This is a genomic window from Nocardioides sp. (assembly GCF_050246775.1).
Taxonomy (GTDB): domain Bacteria; phylum Actinomycetota; class Actinomycetes; order Propionibacteriales; family Nocardioidaceae; genus Nocardioides.
Genome location: NZ_JBFWVK010000012.1, coordinates 1 through 16128 on the forward strand (window position 1 = coordinate 1; position 16128 = coordinate 16128).

Genomic DNA, 16128 nt, shown 5'->3' on the forward strand with positions numbered 1-16128 from the left:
GAAACGGGAGCACGCACAGCCTCGGCAGCGGTGGACATCGACAATGACCGGCGAGTCGTAGCTGCACGGACAGCCGGGGGACGGCTCAGGGCACTCCAGTTGGTGCGGTCAATAGCTCGTGGGCGAGCGTCTTGACCTGGGCGGCGTCGTCCATGTCCATCCGCACCGACACCTCGCGGGTCATGTAGTCGGTCAAACCGTTGGCCCCGCCGATCGCCTTCGCGTTCGAGACCAGCCTCAGCTCGAAACCTTGCGCCGTGATCTGATCCGCAAGGCCGTCCCACAGCCCTTCGGGTGCCTGGCCTTGCAACAGGGTCGGGGCAGGTGGCTCGGGGATCGGTTCGCCGTCGGTCTGGGAGATGTCCCAGACGTGAGCGGGCTTGAGGCCGACGAGCTTGGATCGGACGGCCTCGCCGAAGCCCGGCTTCTCGCCGCGAGCGAGGCGACGCCACGAGTCCGGGTCCGACGGGTTCGAGGAGGCGAACCGGGCGGTGACCGGCGCGAGGATCGCGTACCCGGACTGGCCCTTCATCACCGCACGGTTCAGACTGAGCCACTGCTTGAAGCCGGCGACGTACGTCGGCATCGGCTCGGGCACGCGGCCTTGCTGGAACGCGGCGTAGTGCTGAACCGCGATCAGCATCGTGTTCCCAAAGCTGCGACCCCGGAACTTCGCGGCGAACTCCAGCGCCCGCTTCCAGTCCTCCCCGGTCACCAGCGCGCCGACGGACTCGGTGAGCTTCTTCTGTAGCGCTTCGAGCTTCTCCTCGCGGGCCGCGAGATCGCGGGCTTGTACTCGCATTCCCGTTCCTCCTGACAGTCGTTGTCGAAGAACAGGTGTGCGAGCCCGTCCGGCTACCTCCAGGGGCCGTCGTTCCAGACGTTGATGTCACTCCTGGCCGGCCGCAGTACCGCGACCGGGAGCCAGCCTTGGCAGACCCGCTCCTTGATACCGGTGTTGTCGACCCACACCACCCATGCCGTCCACCGGCCCGACTCGCGGCGCCAGTCCAGGATCAGACCGGGAGCGGGCGGCGGGTAGTTGCCGTGGCCGAACCGCACCCAGCAGTGGCGCCAGCGCTTGGGCGGGGGCCACGCGTCGTTCTTCGGCGGGTTCGAGGACACGTCTCAATCTTGACCCATCCTCGAACATGTGTTCGACTTGAGCAATGGATCAGGGTCACGGCGTCAGGCGGTACGACGACGGCTACCGCGACGGTCGCGCCGCATGTCTCAGTACCGGCTCGTCGTCGGCTGCGCGCCTGCTCCTTGAAGCCCGACGCGACCGCGACAACGCCTACGACGCGGGGTTCGAGTGGGCGTTGTGGGACTACGACGACGCCAATGGCCTTCGGAACAACCAGATCGCCCGGCACGCATAAGGAGACCCCGCCTGCGTCTCGGGTCGCCGACGGGGTCACCGGGATGCTAGCTCCGGGCCGACGCCCGCGCAGACGTATCGAAGAGCTCCAGCTCGGCCGGGTGGAGCTGATGCTGTACGACGAACGACCTGTGCTTGATCCGCCACAACCCCTGGCCGGTACCCAGAGTCGGCAGCAGCGACTGCTCGGTACGGGTCAGCCCGAGCGCGGCAGCGGTCGAGCCGAGTTGGTCGGACTCCTGTCGGTAGACCACGCGCGTCTCGGCGTTCGCTAGCAGCGAGGAAGCCAGGGCGCGCATGGCGGAGCCCTGGTCGCCGACGTTGTCGAGGTCGGAGAGCTTGTGGAAGATCAGCATGTTCGCGATGCCGTAGTGCCGCGCGAGCCGCCAGTGGGCATCCATCCGTCGCAGCAATGCGGGGTGGGACATGAGTCGCCACGCTTCGTCGTACACGACCCAGCGTTGCCCGCCGTTGGGGTCGAGCAGGGCAGACTCCATCCACGCCGACGCACATGTCATCAACACCGAGATGAGCGTCGCGTTCTCGGTGACCCGCGACAGGTCAAGGGAGATCATCGGCAGCGTCGGATCGAACCGCACCGTCGACGGGCCGTCGAAGAGCCCCGCCAGGTCGCCCGCGACGAGACGCCGCAGCGCGTGACCAGCCAGCCGCCCGTCCTCAGCGAGACGGCCGTCGGAGTCGGTGGCCGGGTCGGGCGCTAGGAGTCGGTCGACGACCATCGGCAACACCGGCACCTCCGATGAGCGCACCGTGTCGGCGAGTGCGACGTCGATCGCGGTGTGCTCCAACGGAGTGAGCCGCCGGTCGAGCACGGTCTCCGCGAGCGCGCCGACCAGCTCGCGGCGTCGCGCCGTCACCTGCGCCGCCCACTGGACGTCGTCCAGCCCGGCGGGACGGTGGCCCTCGTCGAGCGGGTTGAGCCGGTTGGCCATGCCATGCCCGAGCGCGATCGCCTTCCCTCCGACCGCTTCGGCGACCGCGGTGTGCTCACCCTTCGGGTCACCGGGGACGTAGACGCGGCGACCGAACGGGATCGAGCGGGTGTACAGGCTCTTCGCCAGCGCCGACTTACCGGAGCCGACGATGCCGGCGAGCACGAGGTTCGGAGCGGTGATGAGTCCGCGGGCGTAGAGCACCCACGGGTCATAGACGAACGAGGACCCCGAGTAGAGATCCTGACCTACGAACACTCCGTCGCTCCCGAGACCACCCTCGGCAAGGAACGGGTACGCACCCGCAAGGGTGGCCGACGTGTCCTGGTGACGTGGCAATCGCAACCGACCGGGAGTGCGGAGCGCCGCGGCGCCGGGTTCGCCGGCCTTGGGCAGCACGACGGTTGCGCGACGCTCAGCGGCCAGTTCGTCGGCCTTCGCCTTGGCGACGGCCTTGCGGGAGTCACGGTCCTCGGCCAGCAACGACTTCGCCGCCGCTCTGCGTGCCCGCTGTTCACGGCGACGCTCGCGTCGAGGTGCGACGAGGACCGTACTGTGCAGGCGTCCTTCGTTCGAGCTCTTCACAGTGACAGCCCGTGCTCGGCGGAGGTGCGCGACCAGGGTGGCTCGGGGAACTCGCGGTGGTAGGCCAGCATGGCCTCTGCCTCGTGGGCGTTCGCGATGACCTCACCAACCTGGCGCACCATCTCGCCGGCCCGGTGGAGATCCCACGACACCCGGTACGCAGCCGAGCGAGCCTTCGGAGAGTCCGCCGGCACCCAGTCTGTCTGCTTCTGACGCCCGTCGTGGAACGCCGCGAGTTGGTGCAGCGACTGACTCAGCGACGCGACGGCCGACGTGAGCGACCCGAGCACCGAGTAGATCTCGCGCGGGTCGTCGTTGGAGCGGGTCGCATGCGCCAGAGCGCGCAGCGCTGTCTGCACTTCGTCGGCGTCAGCCGTCGGGTTCTCAAACGTGGGCATCGGAACCTCCTTCTCGTTCTGGTCAAGAAGGAGGTGTGCCTGGGCCGCCTGCCCGGTGGTCAGGCCCCGAGCATTGCCTCCAGGAGAGTTACGGCGGCACCGCGAGACAGGTCGTCGTGGTCTCGTTGGTTGCCGTAGCTGCGCAAGCAGCCGTAGCAGGACGTTTCAGGTCCACATTCACACGAACTGACCCGCTTGAGGGCCGCCTTGAGGACTCGCTCGAGATGTTGCTCGACAAGCAGGACGTGTCCTGCCCCTCCGGGGACGGTGTCGAACAGAACGATCTCCCAACTCGATGCGCCGGTCGGTGCGAGCGAGGCGCCGATGTCGTCACGCGCGATTTCGAGTTCGTCGCAACCGGCTTCCAGGACGGCGTAGAGCAGAGACTTCCAGTGAGCCTGGGTGTTGGAGATGCCGGGCATCTTGATGTCGATGAACAGCAGGTCGGTCTCGTAGCTATGGGCGAGATCTAGCCACCGGGATGACCCGGCGCAAGGCGAGCCTTTGATCAGATGGTCGTGTGCCGGGGGCTTCTGCGGATGCCGTGCCCGGGCCGCGCCGTGGCCGCACCAGTTGCAGATCCAGAACCCAGAGCCTCCAGGTCCATCTGCGACAGAAACGAGCCGCCCGCGAGGACCGACCCGAACATCGCAAGTGCCGGCATTGATGGCGATCTTGCGCTCCTTGGCCTCTGCCGGCTCCTTGAGGACATACGTTGCGCCGCTCCAGGATCGCCGCGGCGGGCGAGGTCCAGGGCGAGCAGGGTTTGGTGCAGCCACGAATCCGAACTCGGGGACGGTGATCTTCCGCGGAGCGTGAGTAGACGCCTCGCCGCAGTGCGGACACCGTGGGTCGAGGTCAGCGAGCGCCTGCCAAAAGCCGCCGCATCGCTCGCATGTGCGGTACTCGAACTCCTCAAGGTCACGACCGGGCATCTTGTAGACGCCGCGGGAGGTCCAGAGCATCCCGCCAGCAACGAGTGTGGCGTCGGGGGCGTACTCATGGATGGCCTGTGAGAGGTCGCGGGACAGGTCGAGCTTCGCTCCAGCTTGGTTGCCGGAGTAGGCAGTTCGCAGCTCGACGGAGTCGACGGGGAAACCGTATTTGGGGAGAACGTTTCGTGTGGCGAGGAAACCGAGCAGGTCGCGCATCTCCAGGGTGCGGCCGACCTGCTTGTATCGCTCGGCCAGCTTGTACTTCTGGGCCGCCGCTGCCTGAAGTTGTAGTTCAGCCAACGCCTCAACGTCGCCCGCGAGCTCCGTACGCACATTTTCGAGGAGGTCGAGAAGCACCTGGACCCATGCGTCGGGGTCGACCCCGATTTCGTCGGCAACCGTCTGGGGCAGGAGGCGATTGAGGGACTGCTTGATCTCCGTGGGGACGGGCGTCAGGAAGCCTTTGAGAAGCGTCACAGGTGCGTCGCTTCCAGTGTCGCTGGGCAGGAAGAACTGACCTGCCGTCCGGGCAATCGTGTGGTGGACATCGAGGTACCACCGGAAGAAGGCGGCCAGCACAACGGAGTGCGCGTGCCGCCGGTCGATCCGCGCGTTGTCCAGAGTCACGTATGGCGCTCGGACCGCGCCCGACATCATGACTTCCGGCTCGGCGAATCGGCTGAGATCGTGCGACCTGCGGTTCGCGTAGGTCACGACAAGAGCCGCCGCCCCAGAGCGACGCCCTGCTCGGCCTGCCCGCTGCACGTAGTTGGCTGTGGACGGGGGCATGTTGCGCAGCAGAACGGCTTGCAGCTCTCCCACGTCCACACCGAGCTCGAAGGTCGTTGAGCAGGACAGGGTGTTCACTTCGCCACGAATGAACTGGTGCTGGACGTTGGCAGCCTCGACGTTGGTCCACTGGGCCGTGTGCTCTTGTGCCTTCAGCGGGACCGCACGCATGGACTGGTAGATCGCGCGATAGTGGTTGCGATCTGCGTCGAGCGCCGGAGCGACGAACTCCTCAAGCTTTCCCTCACAACCCAGGGCCGGGCAGACTCCACGAACCGCGAACGCCGTTACCCTGCGGCAGATCGTGCATTGGTGGACGGGCGAGGCTTCGGTCGCCCACCGCATACGGAGCAGTTCGTGATCGACCTGGTAGACGACGCCGAGACTCTGCTGGGTGCTCGCCTTCAGCCAGTCGATCGGGGTCGACGGCGAGGACAGGAAGTTCCAGATTCCCTTGAGTAGAGCCGTGGGATCTTCGTCGCGGCCAATCGCTTGCAGTACTCGTCGTGTGTAGTCGATTCGGCGGTTCGTGCCCTTGCCGGGGAGCCAGGACAGGACCTTGCGGATGGCTTGAGGCCCCGACTCCCGGGCAAAGATCGGTCCGAGACGCGGCTCGAAGATCTCGTCTTTCGCATCAACGTCTGGGGGCATCGTGACAGCGCCCTGCTGGCGCAGGGTGCGCACGAGTTCTTGGAGGAAGGACCACGCCTCGTCGTCTGTCAGCCCGAGTGCGAGGAGGGGTGGCGGGGTCGGCCACGCGGGGTCGCGGTCCATCGAAATCGACAGCAATCCGAGACCTTCAAGAGACTGGCGATCATCGGTCGCGACGATCTCCGCCATGACCCACGGGCCGACCTCGCGAGCCTGCTGCTGAGCAGTCATTCGGCGCGGGAACGTCTTCACGCTCTCGGCTGCCTTCCGCGTCGAGAAGACGATGTCCTCGATCATTACAGGATCGTCGGCGGCTCCAGCGTCGATTAGGCCCTGGCTAATGAGTCGGCGACGTTTGATCTGACCGTAGGAGTCTTCGAGGTATGGCGCGAAGTAGGCCGCCGCCTGCCGACTGTCACTGAAGGACAGGAGCTTGCGGCCTTCGCCAGGAAGCTGCTGCTCTGCGGCTTTCGGGCTCGGGGGGAGGCTCTGGTACAGGGACGTCGCGATGACTGCGCCGCTGGCGTCGGCGCCAGTGTCGAAGACCCGAACCGTTGCCGGCCCGCGTGCGCCGCAAACCAAGCACCCGGCGATCTCTTCGCCACGCTGCTTCAGCTTCCGGACACCGCGAAGCTGAGACGAGTGGCACGCAGGGCACGAACCGTCGGTGGCGCGAGCGATCGCTCCGCAGGCGGTACACAACTTCGCCTCGTCAGCCGTCGGGTCGGCTCCACCGTCGGACGCGGCCTCCTCGTCTTCGTCGACCTGCCCGTTCGTATCAGTGAGGACCAGCCAGGTGTTGGTCCGGCTCGCAGCGCGTGGCAGCAATCGAGTAACCCCGGCCACGGAAGCCACGTTCCCCACGACATGAACGGCGCCGCAGCGCTTACACGATCCGATCTCGAACATTGGCGCGGTGCAGTCGGGACAGGATTCATGGCGCGCGAGTTGGACGTGCGGTCCAACATCGGAGAGACATGCGAACGCGCCTTCTGTCGCGCGGAGGAACAGGTGATAGCGGGCTGAGATGGGGGTTGACCCGTCGCTAGTGTGGACAGAGCTTCCGAGCTCGACCAGTGCCGCAAGCCCAGCCTGCGCGTCGTCTTGATCTGCGAAGACCTGGTTTGCGACGGCTTGGAACGGAATCGGCTTGGCTACAAGGAGCCTGCGGACCTCGACCAGAGCCGATTCGTGCAGGAGAGCGTCGTAGGCGCTGTTTGCAGCGAACCCAGCCTGTGCCGCCCGTTCGAGGACTGCGTGCTCTCGATCGTGCGACGAGGCGAGAGCGGTGTACTCAGCGGCGGCGAGGGGCCCCCAATGTGGACCGGGTGGTGTCTCTATTCGTCGCGCGGTGATGAGGTCCTGGCGGCTGTCATCACCGTCGATCCACTCAAACGGCTGGCCGAACAGGTTCGTGGCGAACCTCGTAACAGCGCCCGGATCGGTGTCCCCACCGACGGTGGCTGAAGTCGCGATGCACTGGATGGTTCGGTCCGGGGCCACTCGATCCCGTACGCGGCGCAGGAGCATCGCGATCTCCGCACCTTGGGTGCCGTCGTAGACGTGGGCCTCATCCACGGCGATGAATCGCCAGGTGTCCTGGCCTTCGGGGAAGAGCGCCATGTCCTGCGGACGCAAGAGCAAGTACTCCAACATCGCGTAGTTAGTGAGGAGCAGATGCGGAGGTGTCTGGCGCATCTCGTCGCGGCTAAGCAACTCGTTCGGCAGGATCGGCTCCCCGATGTTCAACAACGAGAACATCTCGCGTGCCTTCGCGGGGTCGTTCTCAGTGTCGCCCGTGTACCGGCCAAAGGTGATGTCTGAATACCCCGCGAGCAACTGGCGGAGACGCTTCAGTTGGTCGTTCGCGAGCGCGTTCATCGGGTAAAGCAACAGCGCTCGAACGCCGGGACCGAGTGTTCCGGCGTCCTTCTCACGTACGAGGCTGTCCAGGATCGGGAGGAGGAACGACTCCGTCTTGCCCGAGCCCGTGCCCGTGGCGACCACAACGTTGCGCCCGGCAGCGACTTTACGGATCGACCGCTCCTGGTGGACGTATAGTGGCCGGTCTAACGGCAACGCGGGGCTTGTCAGCTCGCCGAAGCTTGGCGAGAGTGTCCCGTCCGCGATGAGGTCCTGGACTGAGGATCCCGGCGCGTAGGGAGGCGTGGCCTCTAGGTACGGCCCCTTGTCGAGCAGGTGAGTCGTGTCGATGGCCTCGCGCAATGCCGAGTCGAGCGAGGGATCACGTACGGCGAGCAGAGACTGGAGGTACCGGCGATAGGTCGCCTTGATGTCGGTGCTTGTCCCGACTGCGTCGATATTGCCGGTCACGAAGACCTTCCCTTCCTAGCCTCTGCTCCCGCCACCAGCAGTTCGGCGAGGATGAGGTCGATGGTCACGAGCTGGGGGACGACAGCTGCAAGGTCTGCCCATCCACGCCTCTGGAAGTCCATGTGGCGCAGGGCCGGTTCACTTCCGCGCGCCGCGTAGCGAGCAGCGATCGCGAGACCAAGAGAGATGGCCGGCGTTGCCCTCCAGCCGTCTTCGCGGGTCGGGTGCTTGCGCGATTGGAAGGCCGAGACGATCTCAGGCGGGGCAATCTCCGTGAGCAGGTTGCCAGTCACCGTCGAGACGCTTCGAGCGTGCTTGAAGAGCCACTCCAGACGCTTGTCCTTCCGCAACGGGATGAGCTCCATCGCGGCGATGACTCGGGTGTCGCCTCCCAAGAGTCCCTGGGGCACGAGACCCATCAATGCCACGAGAGCGTCCCGCTGGGCGGGGTTGGCCGCGAAGATGTCCGCGCCCACATCAAACTTGCCCGATGTCGCGTACGGGTCCGTTCCGTCGAGGATCGTCGCGACTACGTCGCCACAAACTACGATCGCGGCGTCGATCTCCTCCTGTGACCATTCGGCGTCCGCGGCCGAGAGCAGGGCGGCTGGCACGGCACCACGGGTGGTCCAGGTCGGTGGCGTCTCATCGTGTGCCCCGGAGAGGTCCGCCCACGCGAGTCCAGATCGAACCACCAACGTCGGGATGGCTCCGGTTGGCACTGATGATTCTGCAAGCGCCACCAGCGCCGGTTGGGGCTGTCGGAACATCGCCGCTTCGACCTCGTCGCGAATGGGAATCGCGCGATCGCCCAGGCTGAGGCCGGCAAGCGTGGCGCGGACGGACCACAAGCGAGTGAAGTCGGTGATCCACTCGGGAAGCCCTCTGACACCGGCGAGAAATGCCGAGATGGCGGATTCCTCATCGTCCTCGCTTAGGAGCCAGCCCTGGGCATCAACCAAGCGCGACCCACCGACCTCTGGCCAATCGGGTACCGGCTCAGGCGCCCAGGGGTCCTCGACCCGAGCGGCGACACGCAGAGGCCCTGCATCCCTCAGCTCTTCGGGCAAGACGGCGACGCCGTTAGAGATCGGCAGCAGCACTGGCTTACGCCAGGGTGCGCGGGTCGGATAGACAAGCGCTGCCAAGCCAGGGATGTCTGTGCAGTCGACGAAGGTCAGGCCCTCGGGTCCGATGTCGACAGTCGAGAAGAGGCGCTTCGGCCTGATTATGGCCACCGGCAACTGGCCCTCGTCACCGAGGCAGATCGACAGTTGCCGGTGGCTGTTGAGCGTGTCGACAAGCTGGGCGAGGTTGAACCGGTAGACCCCCTGTCGGCCAACTCCCGGAGTCAACGTCTGAATGTGCTGCGACGCAGCGATGACGCTCAGTGCTGGCTCTGCATCGGCCCCGACATCCAGGATGAGTGTCCCCGCGCCGGCAGTCACGTCCTCGGTGTAGAGAGTCACCGCGCGGACGGACGGCTTGGTCGTCGTGTCTGCCGACTGATAGGCGATGCTCATGTGCGGTGGCGACAGTTGGAGCGACACGGTGCCGCCCCTGGTACCGACAATCACGTATCGGTCCCTCTGATGCGGGCCCAAGATGACCGAGGTGTGGTCGACCTCCATTCCCTGCGGGGCCGTGACGGTGAGCGTCGCAGGCACAAGTCCGTCAGTAGTGAGACGACGCCAGGTGGGGCTACTCCGGAGGCTGAGTCCTTCTGCGACGAAGACAGTGCGGGAAGCCCCTCGTCCCCACGGGCCACGGACACGGATGGTGAACGTCCCGAGAATTGGCCGTTGCATGTCGGACCACAGTTCGTCGGTCGGCTGGCCTGCCTTGAACGAACTACGCCGGACCAGTGCTCCCTTGCTGTCGAGGATCGAGACCTCCCAGTCCGCGTCGGAACCCAGGGTGTCGGGAAGGATGACCGCTGGGAGTTGAGTGAAAACGGGTGCGCCAGCGGATGTGCGTGCCCCCGCCAGAGGTTGGCCCACCTCGATACGAGCGGCGCTGAAGCGGCGTACGGAGTGCTGCTTGCCGTCGGCGCCAAATCGCAACGATCGAACTTCGGCAAGGTCGACGAGAGTCAGCGACCACTGCGACCATCCGGGCGGAAGGGCTGCCTCCGTGACGATCTTGGCGTCGCCGTCGAAAACCAGCCCGCTGGGATGCCCGGGCACGAGCAGCCAGACGAGACTTCCGGGAAGCGCGATGCCGGCCGGCAGCCCGACGCCGTCCTCCCCAAAGACCAAGAAGGGGTCGTTGTCGTCAACCACTGACACGTTGGCGGTGAGGCTCTCGCGGCCCTCGATGGCTGCAGATGCAACCCGGATCGGTCGGGGAATCGGCACAGTTGTCGAAGGTGCGGGCTCGGTCGAACCAGGCCACAACGCCTCAGTGGCAACCCTCTGAGGATTCCCGTCGAGCGTGACCACCCAAGTCGCCCTTCCGTCTGGTGCATCGCCTACGGGCGGAAGTTGGAGCAGCGGGCCGCGGCCGTACGGATCGAGCATGAGGTGGGGGTACAGCTTCGTGCCGCGAGAGCCTCGGGATCTGACCTTCTCGATCGTGCCCGCCTGGTTCATCTCCAGGGCCTTGAGGCGGAACCGTTCAGGCAGGGGGACGTCGCTCCCGTCGCCTCCCGCGCTGACGATGTCGAGCAGCTCGAAGATGCGGTCGGTGACGTCGACCGCGAACTCTCCGCCGAAGCGAAGGAAGCGGTTGACGGGCATGTCGACGTTGTAGAGCCGGTCCACTTCGGCTCGCCCCGCTGCCCAGGACACGAAGGTCTCGGCGTCGATACGGGGGTCTTTGGACCGCTGCTCAGTGACGACTCGGTAGTAGTCGTCGAGGCACTTCGTGGGGACGCCGCAGTGGAGGAGGATGCGGCCGAGATATCTGCTTCCCGCGTCGGCGTCCGCGTTCCTGAACGTCGGGAGTCCCAGCTTGGTGAGGTTGTCGAGGAACGCTTGACCCCAGTCCTGCTGGAAGGGTTGAGAGTTCGGTATCTGGAGGAGGTCCGCCAGCTTCGGCCAGAAGCCGCGTGCGTCGTACTTCTCGATCGCCGCGTTGGTCGTGGCAAGGACCTGTACCGCCGGATACATGCGAAGCGCGCGCTCCCGGCGGTAAGAGTCGTAGGCGTACTTGCGATAGACACCGCCGAGCACATCGAGCATCTGGGCTGCATGGGCCGGGACGACCTGATATTCGGCAGCCAAGGAAACCGACTCCAGGCGCCTGGACCACGCCTTCTCGCGCAGCTGAAGCGCCTCGGTCGGCGTTAGCACGCGCCGCTGATCAGCCTCGGTCATTCCCACTGTCCCCACTACTTCGGTTCACTAACCAACTTTGGCAGAAGGCGCCGACACAAATGAGGCAAAGGTCACGCATCGAAGTCGTCGTGGGTCGTCACTCGCGCGAGCTCGACGTCTCCGTTGGGCAAGATCCAGTAGTGGATGCGCCTCGCCGAGGGGGTCTTCACCTGGAGGCTGGCGCGCCACGCGACGGCCCCGTCATCTCTGATCCTGACCGGGTCGTCGCCACCGGACCCGGTGCGGAGGTGGTGGACCTCGCGGCTGGGGATCTGCGGGGCAAGGCCGGTGATGATCTCGAAGACGACGTCGGCGACTTTCTCCTCCTTGATGCCTTCGAGCCGGTTGAGGGAGTCGAGGAAGCGCGGCCCGATGAAGTAGTCGGGCAGTGGGCGATCGTGTTGTTCGCTGGGCAGCGTCCGGGTGGCCCACTGGGTGAGCACTCGATAACGGAAGCCTTGCTCGGCGTCGGCGAACTGCGGTCCAATACACGCGGGAGCTGCCGACTTCGCGTTCCCGGCCTTGCGGAGCCGAGAACGGGTGGACTTCAGGTCGTTCTCGGCACGGTTGGCCCGCCGCTCTGCCTGGTCAAGCAGGAAGCGCAGCGTCTCGCGCTCGTCGGCTCCAGTGAGGAGCTGGGTGCGCAGACTCTCCTGCTCGCGCTTCAGACCACTGACCTCGGCAACGAGGCCGTCGACCTTCAGCAGCAGTGTCTTCGTGGACTCGCTGGGCTGGGTGGACTGGGCGGGCGGGCCCGGTGGTGTCGGATGTCCAGGCGGTGTCGGATGTCCAGGCGGTGTCGGAACGGGGCGTGGCCGCTTCCGATCGAGCATTGCAGGGCTCGGAATCGGCGGCGAGGGTTTCAGGTTTGGCGCCGCAGCAGCGGGTTCCTCGATAGCCTCGGACCCAGGGACCTGCGTTGGCAACGGGACCTGCGGCGCAGGTGGGAGGCGGGTCGGCGGCTCGTCCTCTACGAGGACCTCGTCCTCCTCGACGAGCCACGGCGGACCACCAACCAGCAACGACGGGGCCCCAGCGATGGGTTCATCGTCATCAACGTCGTTGAGGATCAGAGACCACTTCGGCGAGGTGGAAACCACCCGGGCCGGGATGACCTCGCCCACCGTCATGAGGGTCCGTAGGTCATCAGCCGGGTTTGTCGTGACGTCCGCTCGCAGAACCGTCGCAGTCACGGCAGATGTGCTGGTCTTCGGGTAGAGCACCAGCTCGGCCCTGCTGCCCTTCACCATCGCGACCTTGGTGAAGATGACATCGCCGACGGCGTACGCCGCGAGGGCGTCGCTGGCAGCGCGGAGGCTCTTGGTGACGTCGACGCGGTTCGTCTCGGCGTCGTACCAGCCGGTGACCCTCTGCCCGGCGGTCACGATCCGTTCGATGGGAACGTCCTCGACCGTGAGCTCCTCGGCGATCGCGGCCGGGAACATGTTGCCGACGTCGACCAGCGCCCGACCGGCGACAACCCCCGTCACCAATCCGTTGACCTGCCGGAGTTCGCGGGTGGGAAGTGTCTGAAGCAGGCCCGCCGCTGCCGCCATGCGCAGCGTGTCAGAAATGAGCTGCTGGGTGGCGCGTTCGCCATCCCGGGCGTCGAACGCGAATCGCAACGGCGACTTCGCCAGGTCGGATGCCCATTCGTGGCCAAGCGGGTAGACGCGGCCTGCCCCGCCGTACACCTGGGTTCCCTCGGCCATCCGGCGTGAGAACTCCCAGGTGAAGTTGCCGGTCGGCATCAAATACACCTCGGCGAGGTTCCCGGCCTCGCGGGCGATCTCCTCGACGTCGATCCAGGGGTCATCGCGGCCAGCGGGGATGGTCACCACAACAACGGGTCGACGTCGGGCGTTGCCGTTGAGTAGGTCAGCGAGTGCTCCTGCGGAACGCTCGCCGTCGATGTGCTGGATGCTGGCCACAGGAAAAGCCTATGGAGGACCGCCGACAAAATCTGAAGGTCACTCACACCGTTCGACAGAGGGGCAACGCGGCGGCCGAGAACGCCTGGGCCTGCTGGCCCCAGAGCCGACGTGTTTCACAGGAGGCTTGGATCGCCGCTTGCTCGATGTCGGCGACGGCGCGTTCGAGTTCGTCGGAGTCTTGAGCGCTGATGGCAATGAGTCCGGTGGTGCGGAGGATGCCGTGACCGGCAGTGAGGTCGGCTTCCTGTTGGAGGACGTCGCTGTACTCGGCGTGCTGTTGCGCGTCCTCGATCTGGCCGATCCGTTGGCGCTGGGCGGCGTCGGAGATGTACTCGGTCTTCTTCTTGCGGATGTCGCGGGCGGCCTGGTCGGTGCGCATCGGCGTGTAGAGCAGCGTGAAAGTCCGACGCACCCCTGATGAGAGGAGCACGGGCGCGAGGAACCCCGGGTAGACCAGGGAGCGCGGCCATTCGCTGATCCAGAGCACGCAGTGGTGTGCGGAGTCCGACCGCAGCATCGACCAGCTCTCAGTCACGGCGACCGGGCCGGCGGTGGCAAGGTCGCGGCCGAGGTCACCGTGTCGTTCGAGGGCACCGGCGACGACGGGGTCGTAGGCCGAGCGCAGGATGACGGCGAGGTCGCCCGGCTCCAACCAGCCTGACGGTGCGAGGTCCGCAGCTCGCAGGGCAGCAGTCATGGTCGACATCTCCTGTCGGAGCACGGCAGCGGCGCCTCGGTTGCCGCCGCCAGCCGCGCGGATCGCTCGGCCGGCGGCCTTCAGGTCCAGGGAGATCGAGACGGTGCTGGCATGGCGTTCGCCTGCGGGGCCGGCACGGTTGATGAGTTCGCCGTACGTCGTCGAGCTCCACGAGTCGTCGTGGTGGCCGTGCTGGGACCACCACTCGGCCAGGCTCTTGCCGGAGTCGGGCAGGGTCCGCTCCATCACCTGCAACGAGGCGATGCGCCCCGAGCGGCAGGCGGTGGCGAGCACGCGGCCCCAGCTCGTCACGCGGCGTTGCTGCTCGATGGGGTCGAGCAGGATGAACGCCGGGTGGGTGACGCCCACGATCGCGGTCAACGTCGCAGTGTGCGGGTCGTGGACCATGACCGCGCCGGACTCTGGGTCGAACCACTGACGTAGCCGTGCCGCGTCACCGGGCAGCGAGAGCGTCCCCGCGGGACGGGGCTTGACGATGTGACGACGGAACAGCAGTTGTCCGCCGGTCGAGCGCCAGATCCACTTGGTGACTACGGGGAGCCATTCGACGATCTTGCGTCCACCGACGCCGACGAAAGCGAGGATGGCGCAGAGCAGGAGGATCGGGACGACGTACATCAGGGACGGGCCGCCTCCGAAGTAGAGCGCGAACACCAGGACGATCGCGCCGAAGCCGACCACGACGAGCTGTGGCCCGGACAGGCCGAGGAGCACGCCACGTCGGGTGAGGCGAGAGAACTTCACCGGGGCGAGCTCGTAGTCGTGTGCAGTCGCTTGGTCGCTCATCGCTCAGCCCTTCTTGCGGTTGGATTGGGCCGGGACCGAGTCGGCGACATGAGGCGGCATAGGTGCATTGGCAGACGGCGGCGCCTGATTGGCGGCGTCCACCTGCTGGGAGGTGGCGCTCCCGGTGGCCCTTCCCGTTCGCACCCCGGCGGTGGCGGCTTCCTTCGCGACTACCACCCCTGCCGCCACCCCGCCTGCGGCTGCGCCTCCGCCAGTGGCTGAAGCACCTCCTGCGGAGGTGCCCGCCCCGCTTGGAGCCGGCCCGCTTGGAGCCGGCCCGCCAGTGCCGCCCGCTGTCGGTGCCGACGGTCGACGTGTGCCGCCTCCGCCGCCGGTTGCGCCGCTCGAACCGCCGTCGAGCACTTTGCTCGGCTCAGCTCCGGGCCGGCGACTCATCGGAATGGGGAGCGGACGGTTGAGCGCCGACTTGGCCTCCTGCTCGGCCGACATTGCGTGGTACATGTCGAAGCCCATGAAGCTGATTGCCTTGTAGGTCATGTACGGCGCGAACCCGGCCATGAGCATGAGCACAACGCCAGCGATGGGGTCACTGACCGATTGGAGATCTCCGTCGATCGGTGCGGAAACCTGGGCGGTTGCGAGGAGGAAGATAACGACCAGGACGACCTTCGAGATGATCAGCGCGATCACGAACGACGCCCACTTGCTGACCCAGCCGCGCGTGTGGTCCCAGCTCGACCCAGCGAGGGCGATCGGTGCGAACACGATCGCGACGAGCAGCAGCGCCTTGCGGATGAGCAGGCTGATCCACACGATCACTGCCGCGCCGATGGCGAGGCCCGCGATGAACATGGTGATGATCGCGCCGGCACCGGGTGCGGCGATGTTCAGAGTCAGCAGCCCGCCCGCGAGGAGCGCGATCCGGTCGCCCATCTGCTCCATGTTGGTCCCGGCCGCGTTGACGATGCCGATGCAGAGTTGGTCGGTGACCTCCAACGCCGTCGCCAGCAGGGCGAGCGCGACGAACGAGCCGAGGATCGACTTCGCCAACCCGAGGGCTGCTCGCGACAGTGCGGCGGGTTCTCGGCGGATCATGCCGCCGATGACTTGGAGCATGAAGAAGCCGAGCATGACGAAGACGGCGACGCCAAAGAGGATGTTGTAGACCTTCGTGTACTGACTGCTGGTGACGTCGACCATGGTGGTCGAGTCGAAGACCTTCCAGACCGCCTCGAACATCCAGCCCGCTGCGTGGCCCATACCCTGTGCGAGCCAGTCGAAGGGCGCGGAGACGAGAGCTCCTGCCGCGTCGCCCGCGACGTCGCAGACGCCAGAGATGACGGGTACGTCGCAGACGTCGACCATCGTCGTACTCCTCTCGGCTCG

The 16128-nt window shown here is 66.3% G+C and carries 10 protein-coding genes; 1 reads left to right on the forward strand and 9 read right to left on the reverse strand.

Going from position 1 to position 16128, the window contains the following annotated elements; all coding sequences use genetic code 11:
• Positions 1-85 precede the first annotated feature (85 nt).
• Positions 86-802, reverse strand: a complete 717-nt coding sequence (locus AB7I40_RS23375) for a hypothetical protein (RefSeq protein WP_428344655.1) — start codon at positions 800-802, stop codon at positions 86-88.
• 53 nt (positions 803-855) lie between these two features.
• Positions 856-1125 (reverse strand): hypothetical protein, encoded by a 270-nt coding sequence (locus AB7I40_RS23380; protein WP_428344654.1) that lies wholly within the window; start codon positions 1123-1125, stop codon positions 856-858.
• A 44-nt stretch (positions 1126-1169) separates the two neighbouring features.
• On the opposite strand from AB7I40_RS23380, the gene AB7I40_RS23385 reads away from it, so the two are divergent.
• Positions 1170-1382 carry a hypothetical protein gene (locus AB7I40_RS23385; RefSeq protein WP_428344653.1) on the forward strand — a complete coding sequence of 71 codons (213 nt, stop codon included), beginning with the start codon at positions 1170-1172 and terminating at the stop codon, positions 1380-1382.
• A gap of 46 nt (positions 1383-1428) precedes the next feature.
• Here the strand turns inward: AB7I40_RS23385 and AB7I40_RS23390 are convergent, their stop codons facing one another.
• From AB7I40_RS23390 to AB7I40_RS23420, 7 genes are all read right to left on the reverse strand, one after another.
• Positions 1429-2919, reverse strand: a complete 1491-nt coding sequence (locus AB7I40_RS23390) for an ATP-binding protein (RefSeq protein ID WP_428344652.1) — start codon at positions 2917-2919, stop codon at positions 1429-1431.
• Positions 2916-3317, reverse strand: a complete 402-nt coding sequence (locus AB7I40_RS23395) for a hypothetical protein (RefSeq protein ID WP_428344651.1) — start codon at positions 3315-3317, stop codon at positions 2916-2918. Before AB7I40_RS23395 ends, AB7I40_RS23390 begins: the two co-directional genes overlap by 4 nt.
• Before the next feature lie 59 nt (positions 3318-3376).
• Positions 3377-8026 (reverse strand): DEAD/DEAH box helicase, encoded by a 4650-nt coding sequence (locus tag AB7I40_RS23400; protein WP_428344650.1) that lies wholly within the window; start codon positions 8024-8026, stop codon positions 3377-3379.
• Entirely contained in the window at positions 8023-11343 is a 3321-nt protein-coding gene (locus tag AB7I40_RS23405) for a hypothetical protein (RefSeq protein WP_428344649.1), read from the reverse strand. Before AB7I40_RS23405 ends, AB7I40_RS23400 begins: the two co-directional genes overlap by 4 nt.
• Positions 11344-11414: 71 nt before the next feature.
• On the reverse strand, positions 11415-13274 hold the full coding sequence (locus AB7I40_RS23410) for a hypothetical protein (protein WP_428344648.1): 1860 nt from the start codon (positions 13272-13274) through the stop codon (positions 11415-11417).
• A 43-nt stretch (positions 13275-13317) separates the two neighbouring features.
• A complete protein-coding gene (locus AB7I40_RS23415; RefSeq protein ID WP_428344647.1) occupies positions 13318-14781 on the reverse strand; it encodes an SCO6880 family protein in 1464 nt (487 codons plus the stop codon).
• Positions 14782-14784: 3 nt separating this feature from the next.
• Complete coding sequence (locus AB7I40_RS23420) at positions 14785-16107, reverse strand: conjugal transfer protein TrbL (RefSeq protein WP_428344646.1); 1323 nt, start codon at positions 16105-16107, stop codon at positions 14785-14787.
• Positions 16108-16128 lie beyond the last annotated feature (21 nt).

Bases quoted from the DNA above. Each gene is read 5' to 3' on its own strand.
- AB7I40_RS23375 (WP_428344655.1), bottom strand. From the start codon at position 802: ATGCGAGTACAAGCCCGCGATCTCGCGGCCCGCGAGGAGAAGCTCGAA.
- AB7I40_RS23385 (WP_428344653.1), top strand. From the start codon at position 1,170: ATGGATCAGGGTCACGGCGTCAGGCGGTACGACGACGGCTACCGCGAC.
- AB7I40_RS23395 (WP_428344651.1), bottom strand. From the start codon at position 3,317: ATGCCCACGTTTGAGAACCCGACGGCTGACGCCGACGAAGTGCAGACA.
- AB7I40_RS23405 (WP_428344649.1), bottom strand. From the start codon at position 11,343: ATGACCGAGGCTGATCAGCGGCGCGTGCTAACGCCGACCGAGGCGCTT.
- AB7I40_RS23415 (WP_428344647.1), bottom strand. From the start codon at position 14,781: ATGAGCGACCAAGCGACTGCACACGACTACGAGCTCGCCCCGGTGAAG.
- AB7I40_RS23420 (WP_428344646.1), bottom strand. From the start codon at position 16,107: ATGGTCGACGTCTGCGACGTACCCGTCATCTCTGGCGTCTGCGACGTC.